The sequence below is a fragment of the Streptomyces sp. I05A-00742 genome (assembly GCF_013055795.1).
Lineage (GTDB): Bacteria > Actinomycetota > Actinomycetes > Streptomycetales > Streptomycetaceae > Streptomyces.
In genome coordinates, this window is the sequence record NZ_JABETO010000027.1 from 29687 (window position 1) to 44303 (window position 14617).

Consider the following 14617-nt stretch of genomic DNA (forward strand, 5'->3'; position numbering starts at 1 on the left):
ACAGACACGAGGTGTTGCTGACGATCACGTTCTATCGGCGCGGACCTTCGGGGCAGAACATGATTGAGCGCCATTCTTCCTGTCCAGAAAGGCGCTTGACGGAAGGTTTACCGTCTGTGGTCCTGTCCGGACGGCATGGGCCGTGCGCCGCGACGTCGGTGGTCCATCGCCCACATCCCGCTGCTCTCCTGCCGGGTCCGCTGGACGCCGAACGCGCTGGTGTTCTGGGACAACCGCTGTGTGCAGCACCACGCGGTCCGGGAGTGCTTCCCGAACGGCCGCCACGGCCGGATGATCGCCATCGACGGGCAGCGGCACGAGACTTGACGCATCATCGGAAAGACGCGGAGGGCCGTTCACCCGCAGAAGGGTGAACGGCCCTCCGTCACCGGCCATGACGGCGGGAGATCCGTCAGGGTCCGGTGTCCCCGGGGTGGGAGCAGAGTCCGCCGCGGTAGTTGCTGTCGTACCAGGCGCCGGTCGCGTCGGCGTCCAGGTTGGTGCGGCCCGGCCCAACGCAGCGGTGGTAGTTGGACCGGGGCCACCGCTTGACCTGGATCCAGACGTTGGTGTTCGTGGCGCAGTGCTCGTAGTAGGCCCGCTCGCCGCCGCGGCTCTCGTTCCAGCCGCAGCCCTGGATCCGCTCGGGGGCGGCCGTGGCCGGGGCGACTGTCGCGCAGGCGAGGGCGCCGGCCAGCGCGGCCGCCGCAAGGCCGAGCCGGGCGCCGCGGCGGGTCGTCGTGGCGGCACGTGATGCACGGAGTTTCATGCGTCGTCTCCTTCGTGGGGGAGGCGTGCGGGGGAAGGCCCTTGAGTGCCCTTCGAGTGCCCTCTGGGTGCCCTCGCCCCGCCTCTGGACTCTGCCTCGGACGACGCCAGAGTGGCCTGTCGGGGACCGTGTCACCAGCCGCTTCGAAGAGGGTCGAAAGGGACGGAACGACATTGCCGGTCCCGAACTCCCGTTCCCCTGTTCCCGGCCGTCCGACGCGTCACGCGGCGGCCCGCTCCAGGCTCCCGGCCGGCCCCTGGCGAGCCGGCCGCAGGCCGCCCGGCGCCGCTCCTCCCGGCCGAACGCCGTGTCCTGTCCGGCGAGCGCCAGGGCGTAGGCGTTCGCCGCCGCGAACGGATAGCCGGCGGCATGGGCGGCGGCGTCGAGCCGGGCGAGGAAGAGGGGGAACGCCTCGGCGGAGGGGGCGGAACGGCTCATGGGTCCCTCCTGTTCCGCTGTGCTGCTGCCGGCGCCGCGGGCCGGTGCGCGCCGGTCCGTCACCGTCGTCCTGACGCGCCGGGGCACCCGGCGCGAGGGCGCGGTGATCACGCCGTGCCCGGGTCAGTGGGCGGTCCAGCCACCGTCCAGGACCAGCGTCGTGCCCGTGACCGACGAGGTGAACGGGCCGCAGAGGTAGGCGACGGCCTCGGCCACCTCCTCCGGTTCGATGAGCCGCTTCAGCGCCGAGTCCGCCAGCAGGACGTCGGTCAGCACGCGCTCCACGGGGACGGAGTGCGCGGCGGCCTGGTCCGCGAGCTGCCGCTCGACCAGTGGGGTCCGGACGTATCCGGGACTCACACAGTTGGACGTCACTCCGTGCGGCGCCCCTTCGAGTGCCGTGACCTTGGACAGGCCCTCCAGCCCGTGCTTGGCGGCGACGTAGGCCGACTTGAACGCGGAGGCCCGCAGGCCGTGGACGGACGAGATGTTGACGACACGCCCCCAGCCCCGCTCGTACATCCCCGGCAGCGCGCCCCTGATCAGCCGGAAGGGAGCCTCCAGCATGACCGTGAGGACGGTGTGGAACGCCTCCGGCGGGAACTCGTGGAGGGGGCGCACCGTCTGTATCCCCGCGTTGTTCACGAGGATGTCGGCCCCGGCCGCGGCGTCCTCGGCCGCGTCGAGGTCCGTGAGGTCGAGGACGACGGTCCCGACCGTTCCGGGAAGTCGCTCCGCGCGCGCGGCGAGCACTGTGAGCCCCGGGGCGTCGCGGTCCAGGGCGCGGACGCGGGCTCCCGCCGCGGCGAGCCGCAGGGCGCAGGCCGCGCCGATGCCGCTCGCTGCTCCGGTGACGAGGGCGGTACGGCCGTGGAGGGCCCGGTCCGGTGGGGTGGTGGGCGGTGAGGTCATGGGGGCAGCGTAGGCAGGAGGGGCGTGGCCGGTCGATGTACCGCCCGCCCCAACTGCGGCAGGACGCATGGAAAATGGCGCCCGTGCTGCCCCCGGGCAGGGTCAGGCGAAGGCGTCCACCCCCGTGAGACCGGCGGAGAGCTCCCACAGCCGAGCCGCCGCCTCCGGGTCGGCCGCCCACGGCTTCACACCGCCGACGAGCATGTCGTCACCGGTGGCGGGCCCGGCGACATCGCAGTCCTGGCAGTACGCGCCGCCGCGCTCCAGCAGCAGGGGCGAGGTCGCCGCCCACACGGCCGTCGCCGCGCCCTGCGCGGGGGACTTGAAGCCTGCTGCCGGCACTCCGTCCTCGGACATCCAGCCCTGGCCGATCTGTTGGTCGCGGGGGACATGCCGCTGCAACGAGGTGAGAATGCTGCCGGGGTGCACCGAGTACGCCCGGAGTCCGCTGTCCGCGCCCAGGGTGTCCAGGTGGAGGGCGAAGAGGGCGTTGGCGGTCTTCGACTGGGCGTAGGCCAGCCATCCGTCGTACCCCTCGTGGAAGTGCGGGTCGTGCCAGCGGATGTCGGAGAGGAAGTGCCCGGACGAGGCCACCGTCACCACTCGGGACCCGGCGGGGTTCAGTGCCGGGCGGAGGCGGTTGACGAGGCTGTGGTGGCCCAGGTGGTTGACGGCGAAGTGGGCCTCCCAGCCGGGGCCGGTCCGCGTTTCGGGGCAGGCCATGATGCCGGCGTTGGCGATGAGGATGTCGAGAGTGCGGCCCGCGGCGAGGATCCCGTCGGCGAACGTCCGGATGTCGCCCTGGTCCGCCAGGTCGAGTCCGTGAAGTTCGACGGACGTGTGGAGACCGGCCGGGAGCGCGGCACGCACGGCGTCCTCCGCGGCGGCCGGCCGGCGGACGGCGACGAGCACCCGGGCGCCCGCCCGGGCGAGGGCGCGCGTCGTCTCCAGGCCGAGGCCCGAGGCGCCGCCGGTGACCAGAGCGGTCATGCCCGTGAGGTCGAGGTCCGCGAGCACGTCGTCGGCGGTGCTGGCGGCTCCGAATCCGGACCCGATCGGGCGCTGCAGCCGCCACCGGTCCGTCACATTGTGCGGTGTGTTCATGACCATGACGCTAAAAGCTGGAGTGCAGGCGAGGTCAAGCTACGCTTCGGCGGCATGAACGAGAGTGCGGGGAACCTGTCCATCGGCAAGGTCGCCGAAGCCACCGGGATGAGCGTGCACGCCCTGCGGTTCTTCGAACGCGAGGGGCTGTTCCTGCGGCCCGTGCACCGCACCTCCGGCGGGCAGCGGGTGTACGAACAGGCGGACGTGGACTGGCTGCTCCTCTGCGGCCGGCTCCGCGCGTCCGGCATGCCCGTCGCGACCGTCAGGCGCTTCGCGGACCTGGTGCGTTCGGGCCCGGGGAACGAGGACGAGCGGCTGGCGCTGCTCCGGGAGCACGAGCGGGAGGTGCGCGCCCGGATCGCCGCCCTGCAGGCCGACTTGGAGATCATCCACGGGAAGGTCGTCACCTACGAGGAGCACGTGCGGGCGGGTACGGCCGCCGGCCTCTGGTCACCCGTGCCGTCCGCGCCGACTCCCCCGACCGTCCCCTGACCTCGGCCGTCCCCGGATACCCCTCCCCTGCCATCTGATCCGTCCGGGCGCCCGAACGGTGCGGCCCGGACCAAGGGATCCCGTCGGTGAAAGGCCCGCGGGGCATTGCAACGTACGGGTAAGCGTCGAATGTCCCTGGTCGCGGCGCGTGCCGCGGCCTGGGCAAGCCGGACGGAAACACCGCCCGCCCGGCTACCCTCCACGGCCGATCTCCTTCAGGTTGGCCGTGTAGACCTCCACGCCGACGCGGTCCCGGCGCCGACGGCACTCGTTCAGGGCCCTGCGCGTCCACCTCCTGGCCCGGTCGCGGTCGCCCTCGTGGAAGTGGTTCAGTCCCATCAAGCCGTAGAGCTTGCCGAGGAAGCGGCGGCCGGACGCCTCCCGGGGCAGGGTGTCCAGCTCGGCGAGGAGCCCTCGCAGGACGCGGTTGCTCTCGGCGAACCATGCCCGGTCGCTGAGTTTCTGAGCCGACGTCAGTGTCTCCCGACAGGCCCCGAGTTGCTGTGCGTCGGGTGTGCCGCGCCGCAGCTCGCGGGCGGTGAGCAGGTCGTCCAGCACCGCGGCGGTCGCCTCCGCGCGCCCCTCCCCCGCCCGCAGCGCCAGGCCGTGGGCGCGGCGGGCGTGCTCGGCGGCCGTCTCCAGGTCGTCCCGGGCGAGCGCGTAGTCGGCGAGGCGGCTGTGGATACCGGAGGCCAGGGCGCTTTCGGCCACGATCCCGTCGAGCACGTCGCGGAGCAGTGCCTCGCCGGCCTCGAACTCCCCTTCCTCGAAAAGGACGTCCGCCTCGTGGATCCGCTCCAGGGGGTTCCCCGGCGCGTCGGCTCCCGCCATACGGCGCTCGGCGCCGGGACGGCCCAGGAGGTCGAGCTCGGACGCGATCCGCCGGACGGTGCGCAGGTAGGGACGCATGGCGTCCATGTCCCGGCGCATGGCGTCCAGGAGCTCCCCTGGAGCCCGCAGCCACGCGTCGCAACGGGCGTCCAGCTCGGCGGCGTGCCGCCGGCACAGCGCGCGGAACCCGGCGTCGTCACCGGTCCGGTCGGCCACGCTGAGGGCCCACAGGATCCGCCCGAGCTCCCCGTCGATGTGGTCCCCGACGTGCGGCACCTTCATCTTCATCGGACCGGGGCTCCCCACTGCAGGAGATGGCGGTACAGGTGCATGTACAGCAGCCCGGCCCGGTGCTCGTGGCCGTCCGTCCACCCGGACAGGACGGCACTGTGCGGCGCGCCGGGTGCCACGTCGCCGACGACCTGCGCCACGTTCTCCGCGGACAGGTCCAGGGACACGGTGACGGTCGGAAGGCGCGCCTCGTGCGCCACCCTGCACAGCGCCTGGCCGACACCGTTCGACACCGGGCCGGACTTTCCCACCACCACCCACACGTCGGCCCGGACCGGCCGGGCCCGCAGCCGCCCGTGGGGCAGGTGCCCCACGGGGACGGGGTCCACCGCCGTCCAGCTCCCCGAGACGACCGTGACATGCAGCAGCTTCTCCAGGTCCGCGCGCTGCTGTCGTACCCAGGAGGAGATGAGTGCGGCCTCCCCCTCGCATTCGGCCACGACCGCGACGTGGCAGCGGGGCGGGCCGCCCTTCCGGTTCGCGTTCGGATGCGGGTCCGGATTCGGGTCCGGGTTCGGGAGGCTCCAGTACGGCGGTACGTCGGGAGGTCCGGCGTCGGCGCGCCTCTCCTGTGTGAAGCGCCTGAGGTCCAGGCCGCCCCACCAGTCGAGGGAGCCGATCACCCGCAACGGCCGTCGGCCGTCGACCGGTTGGCTGTCCTGGTAGTCGGGCGCCGGTATCAGCATCCGGCCCCCGCCCAGGTCCGGCAGCGGTACGACGCCCGTGACCAGGGCCTGCCGGCTCATACGGCCGTTCGGCACGGACACAGACAGCATCCGGTCGTAGATGTGGGGAAGGTCGCGGGGGTCCGTCATGGACAGCCCGAGCCGTCGCAGACACTCCTCGCGTGTCTGCGACCGGAACAGCTCGGTGTCCAGCAACCCGCGCCAGACGACGAGTTGCCGGTCCAGCACCAGGTTCCTCAAGGACTCGGAGTCCGTGACGGGGCCCGGCTGCCGCGCCGCTCCGGCGACGAACAGGACGTCGGGACGTTCGCCCACCGTCTGCTTCAGCGACGTCGCCGCCTCCAGGCCGCACCAGGCGCGGCCCAGGTAGTCGGCGACGTCGTCCAGCAGGATCAGCGTGCGCCCGGCCGCCTGTAACAGGGGCAACGAGGCGAGGGTCCGCCGGAAGAGGACCTGCTCTTCGGGGGTGTGCGGGGCCTGCGGAACGCAGCTGTAGTCGTACCAGAGCCGGATCCGCCGCAGCAGCGGCCGCAACGCGGGCACGGTGTCGAGCAGGGCGCGCAGGCGGTCCGGGCCGGCGTCGTCGGCCGCCCGGGCCGCCCCGGTCCCGATCTCGTCCACGTCGACCCGCTCGACCTCCCGGGCCACCGGCTCCAGGGACGCCTCGTCCAGGTTCTCCCTCAGGACGCCGACGAGCAGGCTCTCCGCCAGGTCCGAACCGGCCGTCCCGACCGGCATGTTCATCGGGGCACGCGCCCACCGGCGGGGAGTGTGCAGGCCTCGCCGGTGGGCGACGCGCACGGCCTCGCACAGCGCGGCGACGAGGTGCCAGGCGATCAGCCGGGCCTGTATCCCGTCCGGGTCGGGCCGTTCGGCGTCCATCCAGCGGTGCGATACGAACACGTGATGACAGCCCGGGCCGATACCCCGCGCCAGCCGTGGTCCCGCCTCGCGCATCGCCGGGAAGCGCCCGTACCCGATGAGCGCGTCCAGGGGAAGCCACCGCGAGTCGGCCAGGTGCCGGGAGAGCCGTCCGGCGGGCTGGGGACGTACGTCCGCCGGTTGGGCGATATCGTCCAGCGTGCGGTTGGGGACGGCCGGCGGGAACCTGCCCACGATCTCTCCCCCGGGTTCCGCCATGACGTACAGCAGCCCCCGCTCGACGGCGACCCGGCCCGTTCCGTCGGGAGGAACGAGGTGGCGGTGCGCCAGGTAGTCGCGCTGCTCGGCGAGCCGGGTCACGTCGTCCGGCGGCCTCATCCGCCGCTCCCGTCGTTCGCGCACCGCGAGCCCCGCCAGGGTCTCGACGCCCAGGAAGGGAACCTGCGGGCAGGCGCACAGATAGCGGTACGCGATGTCGTCGTACGTCCGGGTCGTCCCGTCCCGCGCGTACGCGAGTGCCTTGGCGGGCACCTCGTCCGCCCGCCGGGCGTACAGCAGCCGCGGCTGCCTTCGAATTCTCTCCGGAGGGACCGACATCAGCGCCTCGGCGTCGTCGCCCGGTTCACCCGGATCGCCCGGATCACCCGGATAGCCGGTGTCCGGATCCGCCCCGCTCCGGCGCACGAGCTCGCCTCCCTCACCGGCCCGTCAGGCCATAACATCACGTCAACGCGCGTACCTTTTCCGAAGATTCGGCGAGTGTAACCGCGGGGAGATACCACCATGGCCGGAATTGGCGACTCGTTGTGGAACGAAGGCATTGATGCGAACGACTACCAGGGCGCGACCGCGACGTATCACGCCGCGGTCTTCGAGCAGTACAAGCTGTGCGTGGAAATGGCCGACCGGGTCAGCGCCCGCCGCAATCTCGCCAACACCTTCTTCCTGACCCTCCACAGCGGTCTGCTCGCCTTCCTCGGCGTCTGGCTGTCCCCGGAACGCCACCGCGAGGTCCCGGTCGTCCTGGCCCTCGCGGCGCTGCTGGTCCTGCTGGGCATGTGCGCCACCTGGTGGTTCACCGTCAGGTCCTACCAGCAGCTGAACAGGGGCAAGTTCGCGGTGATAGGGGCCTTCGAGGAGCGGTTGCCGGCCCGCGCCTTCGTGGCCGCCGAGTGGCGCGCCCTGGGCGAGGGCCGCGACTGGCGCGTCTACCTGCCGCTCAGCCGCGTCGAGCGATGGATCCCGCTCCTCTTCGTCGTGGCCTACGTCCTGGGGTTCGTCGGCGTCCTGCTGTGACCGCCGCCGCCCGTCATGCCCGCACCGATAGGGTGGTGGGCACATCGCCGGGGCCGGAAGGGGATTGCCGCGTGGTCACGATCGCCGTCACCGGCCACATGGACCTGGCCGCCGAGGCGGCCGGACCGGTGCGCGCCGCTCTCCGCGAGCTGTTGGCCGGCCTGCGGGACGACGCCCTGGTGGGGCGCTCCTGTCTGGCCCGCGGCGCCGACACCCTCTTCGCCGAGGAGGTCCTCTCCCTCGGCGGCCGCCTGTCGGTGATCATCCCCTCCCGCGACTACCGGGACGCGGTCGTCCATCCCGCCGACCTCGCCGCGTTCGACGCCCTCCGCGGCTCCGCCGCCGACGTGCTCGTCATGCCGTACGAGCACGCGGGCCGCGCCGCCTACGAAGCGGCCAACCACCGCCTCCTCCGGGGCGCGGACCGTCTGGTAGCCGTCTGGGACGGCAGCGCTCCCACGGGCCGCGGCGGCGGTACGGCGGACACCGTGGCCGCCGCCCGCTCGGCCGGGCTGGCCGTCGATGTCGTGTGGCCCGCCGGCGCGTTCAGGACCGGCGGCTGACGCCACTCGTCGGTTCGTGGTCCGTGGCCGCCGTCGGCCGGGGTGACGTGTGTTTCCCGCGGCTCTCCGCCGACTCTCCGCGGCCGGTGTGCGTGCCGAACGACCAGCCAGCCAGCCAGCCAGCCAGCCACGGAGAACCGGGGCGACCCGTCGCGCTCTTCCCGTCCCTCTAGTTACAGCGGGGCGGCTCCGTGCACCCGTCCGTCCGGTCGGTGGTGAAAATGGTGTCGCAGCACATCATCGGATCCAGGCTCTGCTCGTCGGTCTCGGGCAGCTCCTGAAGTTCCAGGACCTCGATCTCCATGGTTTCCCTCACTTCCCCTCATCGTGGCTCCCGCCGTGCTCGATCGAGGCACAGCAGGAGGTCGATGGTGGTCGCCGGGCCGGTGTGACAGATCGCGCCCACCGTAGTCCAGCATGGCAGCCGCGGCCTCCAGGAACACCGTCCGTCGGCGCCGGGGGCGGGGCGCTTTGGAGCACGGCCCGGTGTCGCCGCGCGCCGGATCCCGCCGGTGCGTCGTACGTCGCAATCGCCACCGTTGTCGCATGAGGCGCACGGTCCCGGGTAGCAGCTCGATCACCGCGGACGCGGACGTGGATACCCCACAGGGAAAATCGGTGAAAGGAAGTAGTGGCCGTGTTGATGGCTCACCCGGCTGTTCTGGAGAATCTCGTGGAGCAGTACACGACGCTCGACCTGCTGCACGCGGAATCGGGTGACCCGGAGGCCCGGCAACGCCTGGACGACGTCGCCTATCTGCTCTGCCTGGCGACCGGCACCGGAGACGTCGACGCGGCGCTGATCGCCGCGCGCTACCGGTTGCCGGGTGCCCGGGTGCGGGACGATTCCCTGCTCGCAGCAGGTGAATGAGAGAGGAATTCGTGGTGTGGATGTCCGCACAGACACCGGCCGAGCGTGCTCTGGCGAACTCCTACACCACAGGAGACGGACAGCTCACCTTCGACGTCTCCGACCTGGCGGTTGACTACCACCCTGACCGCACGGTCACACTGACCTACCAGCTCACCGTGATACGTCGAGACCACCCGGGCGAGCGCTGGATTTTCACCCTGCCATGGGCCGACAAGTCCTTCGCGGACGTCTTCGTCTCCCCTTCTCCCGACCACGATCGGCTGCGGCAGCTCGTGCACGTGGTCCACACCCTGTTGGAGGAGTGGTGGGATACCAAGGGCCGTAACCGCGGGTCGGCGAGCATGGGACGTGGACTTCCCTGAGGGCGGTCGCCGCGCGAATACGGACTAAATGCCTGACTCGGGATACTGGGAGCGATCGGGTCACCACGTCCCGCACCGATGAAATCCCTTGGAGTATCCGTGCCTTTACGGATAGCGATCACCGCTGAGCCGATACCTTCGCATGTGTCCGCCCTGGATTACGTCATCTCCCCGGCCCTTGAGCAGGGCCACCATGTCGCGCTCCACGCCTCCCACATGTTCCGCCGCCAAGCCAGGCAGCGCGGGTTGGAGTTCCACAGCGCCGGAACGAACTGGACCTGTGATCCCGTCGTTCAGCAGGCGGCGAGCGAGATCTGGAAGGGATCCGGAAACGGCCCCTTCAACCGGTACGTCTTCGGTCACCTCTGGCCGGCACAGGCCGAGGCGAAGGTCCCTGACCTGCTCGCCGCGTGGACACGGGAGCGGCCCGATCTGGTGATCGCCGAGTGCAGCGATCCCGGCGCGCACCTCGCGGCCAGAATCTTGGAACTGCCCCTGCTCGCAGCGGACAACGGCCTCGGCCCGGTGCTGCTCGACCTCTGGGACACCGACGTCCCGCCCGCGCTGTTTCCCCTCTGCAAACAGTACGAGCAGGACACTCCCACACTCCCCCCGATGCTCACCCCCGCGCCGGTTCAGTGGTTCTACGGGACGCCCCCGCCTTCGGCGCGCGCGGTCCGGCGCACGGTCGCGGAATTCCGGACCGCCCTCCCCGAGTGGCTGGAACGCTCCGTCCCCCTCCGCCCGCTCGTCTACGTGAGCCTCGGTACCTCGACCACCGCGATGCCCGATCTCCGTACCGTCGTCGGGAACGTCTACCGGGAGATCATGGCCGCACTCTCCGGAATCGACTGCGACGCGATCGTGTCCGCGGGCGACCTCGCAGCGCACCTGCCGAGCGCGGACCCTCGCATCAGGGTCGTCGAGCACGTCCCGCAGCCCGCGCTCCTGCGCCGCGCCGACCTGTTCGTGACGCACGGAGGCAGAGCATCCCTGCTCGACGCGGTGCAGGGCTCAACGCCCCTCCTGGGCATGGGCGTTCTTCTCGACCAGCCCGCCAACGCCGCCACGTTCGCCCGGCGCGGCCTCGGCCGTGCGCTGGACCTCACCGCGACGCGCGGCGAGATCGCCGACGCCATGACGGCCCTCCTCGGCTCCTCGCACTACGGCACCGCCATGAGCGCCGCCGAGGCCGAGCTGTCACAGCTGCCACCGCTCGACCTCGCGGAACTACGGGACAGCCTTTGACGAGGTTGCGCTCGACGCGTCGCCCTTCGGTTTGTGGCGCGGCGGATCTCTCCGATGGCCCAGGTGATGATCGACGAGCGCGGGATGCGGGGGCTGGAACCGCAGGCGGACCACGGTCACCAGGATCCGGTCGATGAGGGCCAGTTCGCGCCTCGGCCCGGCCCCGGCCTGCGGCTTACCCTGATGACCACGCCGGTCCCGTAACGCGGATTCGCGGGATGCGGCCTCGCGCCTCGACAGTCATACGGCCGCCTCCCGCGTCAATGTCAGTGGCCGGCTCTACCCTCGGCGATCACTGTTGTCCGCCCGGATTGAGGAGACCAGATGACCGACCCGATGTTGGCGGAGATCGGCCGTGGCATCGAGCTGAGCCACAGCGGCGAGCGGGAAGCCGCCGGCCGCCTGTTCTCCGGCCTCTGGGATGTGATCGGCGCTACCGGCGATGCGCTCCATCGCTGTGTACTCGCCCACTCAATGGCCGATGTCCAAGACGATCCGCATGAAGAACTGGTCTGGGACCTGCGGGCGCTGGAGGCTGCGGACCTGATCACGGACGAGCGGATGCAGCAAGCAGGCGTCGCCGGCTCCGTGGCCGGTTTCTACCCGTCCCTGCACCTCAATCTCGGAGACGTCTACCGAAGGCTCGGCGACCTCGATCGTGCGCGCGATCACCTCGCGCGCGGACGTGCTGCGATTGGTGCACTCGGTGATGACGGATACGGGCAAATGATCAAGAAAGGGCTGGACCGGCTCGGAGACCGGTTGTCGACAACCTGACGGCTCGTCCTGACGCCATTCGCTCCCGCGCCGTCCGAACCGGCTCTGCCCGGGGGCCGGACGGTGCGTATGGGCGCGGGCTTACGGGTGAGCCGGCTGACGGCTGCGTGAGCAGGGTCTGCCGCCGCATCGCCCGCAGAGGCATCGACGAGAATCGATCCAAGGGTCCAAGGGGGTGGTGGTCACTGCGAAGCGCGGGCCGGCTCCACTGCCTCCCGGACGTCCGGGTGCGGGTCGTCGGCAAGGCCGTCCAGCAGCTCGGTGACCCCAGGGGTGGACCAGCGGGCAACCGCCCGCACCAGGTCCTCCCGCACCCCGGGGTCGGGGTGGGCGGCGAGGCGGCCCAACTGGGCGAGCGGGCCCCGCCGGCGCAGTCCGAACCAGTGCAGTCGGAACGGTGAGGAGCGTCGTGAGGGGCCGGTGGTGCGGGCCGTTCAGGAATGCCGGCAAGCCGTTCTCTGGAACGGCACGGTCGGCGTGAGTCTGCTGGATCACGAGCCGGCGAAGGGGCTCACCGTGGTGCCGCTGCTCGACATGCCGCCGAGCCGGCTGGTGGTGGCGTGGCCGGCGGGTGACACGAACTCGCTGATCCGCTCGTTCGTACGGATCGCGATCGCCGCGTACCACGACTGAGCGCCACCGCACCCCTCACCGCTCCAGCAGCTCCCGCATCACCGCCGCCGAACGCACCGCCGCGTCACCGCAGCAGTTGTTGAACAGGACGTGGACCTGCTCGGCCTCCCCCGCCAGCCGGTGGATCCTGGCCGACCAGGGAGCCAGCTCCGCTGCCGTGTACGCGTGCCGGTACCGTTCCTCCTTCCCGCCCGTGCCCCAGGCGGCGGACCGTCCGTGGAACCGGACGACCGCCAGTTCGGGCCGGGTGACGGCGGCCACGGGCGGCATGGCGTCCGGCACGTCCTGGGCGGTGTCCACGGCCACCAGGGACATCCGGTGGGCCCGCAGGACCCGCAGCGTGCGGTGGCGTTCGCCGGGCCCGAGCCAGCCCGGGTGCCGGAACTCGACGGCGAGCGGGAGCCGGCCGGCGCGCCTGCGGCACTCGGCCAGGAAGGCGTGCGCCCGTTCCCCGGCCCGTACCCATGGCGGGAACTGGAGCAGCACCGCGCCCAGCCGCCCCGCCTCCCACAACGGCCGCAGGGCGCCGGTGAACCGTTGCCAGAGCTCGTCCGTCACCCCGTGCGGGAGCTGGGCGGGCGCCACCCGGCGCTGCGCGGGGCCCGCCGGACGGAGGTCGGGCGGCAGTGCGCCGAGGCGGGTGGAGTGACCGGTCAGCACGGCGAACGCCTTGACGTCGAAGACGAATCCGTCCGGTGTGCGCTCCGCCCAGAGCCGGCTGTTGCGCACGCTGGGCAGCCCGTAGTACGTCGCGTCGACCTCCACGACGGGGAACCGGGTCGCGTAGTGCCGCAGCCGCTCCCCGGGATCGTCGCGTGCGGCCGGCGGGTACCAGCCGCTGCCCCGCAGTGCGGGATCCGTCCAGGAACAGGTGCCCACGAGGTACTTCTCCATGCGGAGGCGGCTACCCCGTCGGGGCCGCCGGGCCGCACGTCCCGTCGGTGCGGTTGAACTCCCCGTTACCGGTTATCCGTTGTGCGTGACAGCGACAGAGCCACAGGACAGGGCCGGGCCCGGACCGGGCGTGGAGCGGAGGGCACCGGACGAGCCGACGCAGTTGCGCCGCCGGTCCTGGTGGTCGGTGCTGCGGCGCACGGTGAAGGAGTTCGGTGACGACGAACTGGCGGACCGTGCGGCCGCGTTGACCTATTACACGATGCTCTCCCTGTTCCCTGCGCTGCTGGTGCTGGTGTCCCTGCTGGGTGTCGCCGGGAGGGCCGCGGCGGAGAAGGTCCTTTCCAACATGGAGCACATCGCCCCCGGTCCGGTGCACGACATCCTCACCGGCGCCGTGCGCCAGGCGAGTGCGAGCGGTGGCACCGGTTCCGTGCTGGCGGTGGTCGGCCTGCTGGGCGCCCTGTGGTCGGCGTCGAGCTATGTGGCGGCGTTCATCCGCGCCTCGAACGCGGTCTACGACATCAGGGAGGGCCGCCCGGTCTGGAAGCTGACTCCGCTGCGTCTCGCGGTGACCGTGGTGCTGATGCTGCTGGCGACGGCGAGCGCGCTGATCGTGGTGTTCACCGGGGGCCTCGCCCGGCAGGCGGGGACGGCGCTGGGTGTCGGGGACGGGGCGCTGGCGGTGTGGTCGATCGTCAAATGGCCCGTCCTGGTCCTGCTGGTGATCGTCATGATCGCCACGCTGTACTGGGCGTCGCCGAATGTGCGGGGGCGCGGTTTCCGCTGGGTGACGCCGGGCAGTTTCGTGGCCCTGCTCCTCTGGATGGCGGTCTCCGCCGGCTTCGCGCTGTACGTCGCGCATTTCGCCTCGTACAACAAGACCTACGGCACATTCGCCGGACTGGTCATCTTCCTGATGTGGCTGTGGTTCACCAACCTCGCGATCCTGCTGGGCCTGGAGTTCGACGCCGAACTGGCCCGGGAGCGCGCGATCCTCGGCGGCCATCCCGCGGGCGAGGAACCGTATGTGCCCCCGCGCGACACCAGTACCTGGCCGGCCGGCAGCGACGGAGCGGGGTGACGGGCCCCGGTCCGTCCGCCTCTCCCCCCGCCGCCGCCCGGCTCGGACGGCCTGGCGATTCCCGGTCCGGATCGGGCCGCGGGCGGACGGAGAAGGACCGCCCGCACAAGCGGCACCGCCGCGCGCGCATGCCGGGCGGCAGGCCGGGCACCCGGGACGGTGGGCCGGTGACCGGCCCGGATCACCCCGACCGCGGCGGCCACGCGGCCATGCGGCCGTCGGCCCCCGGACGACCAGGCGGAGGAGCGCGCATGAAGGACACGGACGACAAGAAGCACCCCCGGACGGCTGCCGACGAGGCGATCGAGGAGATCGAGGACGTCATCGCGCGGCCGGACGAGCGGCACGAGCGCGACGCGGCCGACGCCATGACGCCGAACACGGGGGCGCAGGATTCCGTCCAGCACGGTCGGCGGCGGAGGAAGCACGAGGGCCCGGCCCGGCGCGGTCACTGAGCGGCGGCCCCGCTACGGGCACC

17 protein-coding genes and 2 pseudogenes are annotated in these 14617 nt (G+C 71.8%); 11 read left to right on the forward strand and 8 right to left on the reverse strand.

The genetic code is table 11. The features are described from left to right. Nucleotides 1–135: 135 nt before the first annotated feature. Entirely contained in the window at nucleotides 136–327 is a 192-nt protein-coding gene (locus HN013_RS22925; protein ID WP_171169211.1) for a TauD/TfdA family dioxygenase, read from the forward strand. An 85-nt stretch (nucleotides 328–412) separates the two neighbouring features. Here HN013_RS22925 and HN013_RS22930 read toward each other — a convergent pair whose 3' ends face one another. The 3 genes from HN013_RS22930 to HN013_RS22940 all read right to left on the reverse strand — a co-directional run bounded on the left by HN013_RS22930 (nucleotide 413) and on the right by HN013_RS22940 (nucleotide 3223). After that, nucleotides 413–769: a DUF6355 family natural product biosynthesis protein gene (locus tag HN013_RS22930; protein ID WP_171169213.1), complete on the reverse strand. Its 357-nt coding sequence runs from the start codon at nucleotides 767–769 to the stop codon at nucleotides 413–415. Between the two features lie 561 nt (nucleotides 770–1330). Beyond that, complete coding sequence (locus HN013_RS22935; protein ID WP_171169215.1) at nucleotides 1331–2119, reverse strand: 3-hydroxybutyrate dehydrogenase; 789 nt, start codon at nucleotides 2117–2119, stop codon at nucleotides 1331–1333. Nucleotides 2120–2221: 102 nt separating this feature from the next. Next, nucleotides 2222–3223: an oxidoreductase gene (locus HN013_RS22940; protein ID WP_171169217.1), complete on the reverse strand. Its 1002-nt coding sequence runs from the start codon at nucleotides 3221–3223 to the stop codon at nucleotides 2222–2224. Between the two features lie 54 nt (nucleotides 3224–3277). Here HN013_RS22940 and HN013_RS22945 point away from each other — a divergent pair, with 54 nt between their 5' ends. Next, nucleotides 3278–3718 carry a MerR family transcriptional regulator gene (locus HN013_RS22945; protein WP_171169219.1) on the forward strand — a complete coding sequence of 147 codons (441 nt, stop codon included), beginning with the start codon at nucleotides 3278–3280 and terminating at the stop codon, nucleotides 3716–3718. 192 nt (nucleotides 3719–3910) lie between these two features. Here the strand turns inward: HN013_RS22945 and HN013_RS22950 are convergent, their stop codons facing one another. Both HN013_RS22950 and HN013_RS22955 read right to left on the reverse strand, forming a co-directional pair. Next, nucleotides 3911–4837, reverse strand: coding sequence for a hypothetical protein (locus tag HN013_RS22950; protein ID WP_171169221.1), 927 nt, complete (start codon nucleotides 4835–4837; stop codon nucleotides 3911–3913). Further along, the gene (locus tag HN013_RS22955; RefSeq protein WP_171169223.1) at nucleotides 4834–7092 is read right to left on the reverse strand and encodes a hypothetical protein; all 2259 of its coding nucleotides are present in this window, start codon (nucleotides 7090–7092) and stop codon (nucleotides 4834–4836) included. Before HN013_RS22955 ends, HN013_RS22950 begins: the two co-directional genes overlap by 4 nt. A gap of 99 nt (nucleotides 7093–7191) precedes the next feature. Between HN013_RS22955 and HN013_RS22960 the strand changes: the two genes are divergently transcribed. Continuing rightward, the gene (locus HN013_RS22960) at nucleotides 7192–7704 is read left to right on the forward strand and encodes a hypothetical protein (protein ID WP_171169225.1); all 513 of its coding nucleotides are present in this window, start codon (nucleotides 7192–7194) and stop codon (nucleotides 7702–7704) included. 71 nt (nucleotides 7705–7775) lie between these two features. Next, on the forward strand, nucleotides 7776–8267 hold the full coding sequence (locus tag HN013_RS22965) for a hypothetical protein (RefSeq protein WP_171169227.1): 492 nt from the start codon (nucleotides 7776–7778) through the stop codon (nucleotides 8265–8267). A 169-nt stretch (nucleotides 8268–8436) separates the two neighbouring features. Here HN013_RS22965 and HN013_RS32445 read toward each other — a convergent pair whose 3' ends face one another. After that, nucleotides 8437–8583, reverse strand: coding sequence for a hypothetical protein (locus tag HN013_RS32445; protein WP_212764689.1), 147 nt, complete (start codon nucleotides 8581–8583; stop codon nucleotides 8437–8439). 321 nt (nucleotides 8584–8904) lie between these two features. Here HN013_RS32445 and HN013_RS22970 point away from each other — a divergent pair, with 321 nt between their 5' ends. The 4 genes from HN013_RS22970 to HN013_RS22985 all read left to right on the forward strand — a co-directional run bounded on the left by HN013_RS22970 (nucleotide 8905) and on the right by HN013_RS22985 (nucleotide 11528). After that, nucleotides 8905–9138 (forward strand): DUF5133 domain-containing protein, encoded by a 234-nt coding sequence (locus HN013_RS22970; RefSeq protein WP_171169229.1) that lies wholly within the window; start codon nucleotides 8905–8907, stop codon nucleotides 9136–9138. Nucleotides 9139–9158: 20 nt separating this feature from the next. Next, nucleotides 9159–9503, forward strand: coding sequence for a hypothetical protein (locus HN013_RS22975; RefSeq protein WP_171169231.1), 345 nt, complete (start codon nucleotides 9159–9161; stop codon nucleotides 9501–9503). A gap of 144 nt (nucleotides 9504–9647) precedes the next feature. Next, nucleotides 9648–10751 carry a glycosyltransferase gene (locus HN013_RS22980; RefSeq protein WP_312018692.1) on the forward strand — a complete coding sequence of 368 codons (1104 nt, stop codon included), beginning with the start codon at nucleotides 9648–9650 and terminating at the stop codon, nucleotides 10749–10751. Nucleotides 10752–11075: 324 nt separating this feature from the next. Continuing rightward, nucleotides 11076–11528, forward strand: coding sequence for a hypothetical protein (locus HN013_RS22985; protein WP_171169235.1), 453 nt, complete (start codon nucleotides 11076–11078; stop codon nucleotides 11526–11528). A 182-nt stretch (nucleotides 11529–11710) separates the two neighbouring features. Here the strand turns inward: HN013_RS22985 and HN013_RS22990 are convergent. Then, nucleotides 11711–11917, reverse strand: a pseudogene (locus HN013_RS22990) (HEAT repeat domain-containing protein); the annotation flags it as partial. 4 nt (nucleotides 11918–11921) lie between these two features. Here HN013_RS22990 and HN013_RS22995 point away from each other — a divergent pair. After that, nucleotides 11922–12161, forward strand: a pseudogene (locus HN013_RS22995) (LysR family transcriptional regulator); the annotation flags it as partial. Between the two features lie 15 nt (nucleotides 12162–12176). On the opposite strand, the gene HN013_RS23000 reads toward HN013_RS22995, so the two are convergent. Beyond that, a complete protein-coding gene (locus tag HN013_RS23000) occupies nucleotides 12177–13055 on the reverse strand; it encodes a DUF72 domain-containing protein (protein WP_171169236.1) in 879 nt (292 codons plus the stop codon). On the opposite strand from HN013_RS23000, the gene HN013_RS23005 reads away from it, so the two are divergent. Both HN013_RS23005 and HN013_RS23010 read left to right on the forward strand, forming a co-directional pair. Beyond that, nucleotides 13054–14139 carry a YihY/virulence factor BrkB family protein gene (locus tag HN013_RS23005; RefSeq protein ID WP_171169238.1) on the forward strand — a complete coding sequence of 362 codons (1086 nt, stop codon included), beginning with the start codon at nucleotides 13054–13056 and terminating at the stop codon, nucleotides 14137–14139. The genes HN013_RS23000 and HN013_RS23005 overlap by 2 nt on opposite strands. Before the next feature lie 251 nt (nucleotides 14140–14390). Beyond that, complete coding sequence (locus tag HN013_RS23010) at nucleotides 14391–14594, forward strand: hypothetical protein (protein ID WP_171169240.1); 204 nt, start codon at nucleotides 14391–14393, stop codon at nucleotides 14592–14594. Nucleotides 14595–14617: the final 23 nt, after the last annotated feature.

What these genes read in the sequence shown, in the direction of transcription:
- HN013_RS22925 (WP_171169211.1), top strand. Translation starts at nt 136, where the DNA reads ATGGGCCGTGCGCCGCGACGTCGGTGGTCCATCGCCCACATCCCGCTG.
- HN013_RS22930 (WP_171169213.1), bottom strand. Translation starts at nt 769, where the DNA reads ATGAAACTCCGTGCATCACGTGCCGCCACGACGACCCGCCGCGGCGCC.
- HN013_RS22935 (WP_171169215.1), bottom strand. Translation starts at nt 2,119, where the DNA reads ATGACCTCACCGCCCACCACCCCACCGGACCGGGCCCTCCACGGCCGT.
- HN013_RS22940 (WP_171169217.1), bottom strand. Translation starts at nt 3,223, where the DNA reads ATGAACACACCGCACAATGTGACGGACCGGTGGCGGCTGCAGCGCCCG.
- HN013_RS22945 (WP_171169219.1), top strand. Translation starts at nt 3,278, where the DNA reads ATGAACGAGAGTGCGGGGAACCTGTCCATCGGCAAGGTCGCCGAAGCC.
- HN013_RS22950 (WP_171169221.1), bottom strand. Translation starts at nt 4,837, where the DNA reads ATGAAGATGAAGGTGCCGCACGTCGGGGACCACATCGACGGGGAGCTC.
- HN013_RS22960 (WP_171169225.1), top strand. Translation starts at nt 7,192, where the DNA reads ATGGCCGGAATTGGCGACTCGTTGTGGAACGAAGGCATTGATGCGAAC.
- HN013_RS22975 (WP_171169231.1), top strand. Translation starts at nt 9,159, where the DNA reads ATGTCCGCACAGACACCGGCCGAGCGTGCTCTGGCGAACTCCTACACC.
- HN013_RS22985 (WP_171169235.1), top strand. Translation starts at nt 11,076, where the DNA reads ATGACCGACCCGATGTTGGCGGAGATCGGCCGTGGCATCGAGCTGAGC.
- HN013_RS23005 (WP_171169238.1), top strand. Translation starts at nt 13,054, where the DNA reads ATGCGGAGGCGGCTACCCCGTCGGGGCCGCCGGGCCGCACGTCCCGTC.
- HN013_RS23000 (WP_171169236.1), bottom strand. Translation starts at nt 13,055, where the DNA reads ATGGAGAAGTACCTCGTGGGCACCTGTTCCTGGACGGATCCCGCACTG.
- HN013_RS23010 (WP_171169240.1), top strand. Translation starts at nt 14,391, where the DNA reads ATGAAGGACACGGACGACAAGAAGCACCCCCGGACGGCTGCCGACGAG.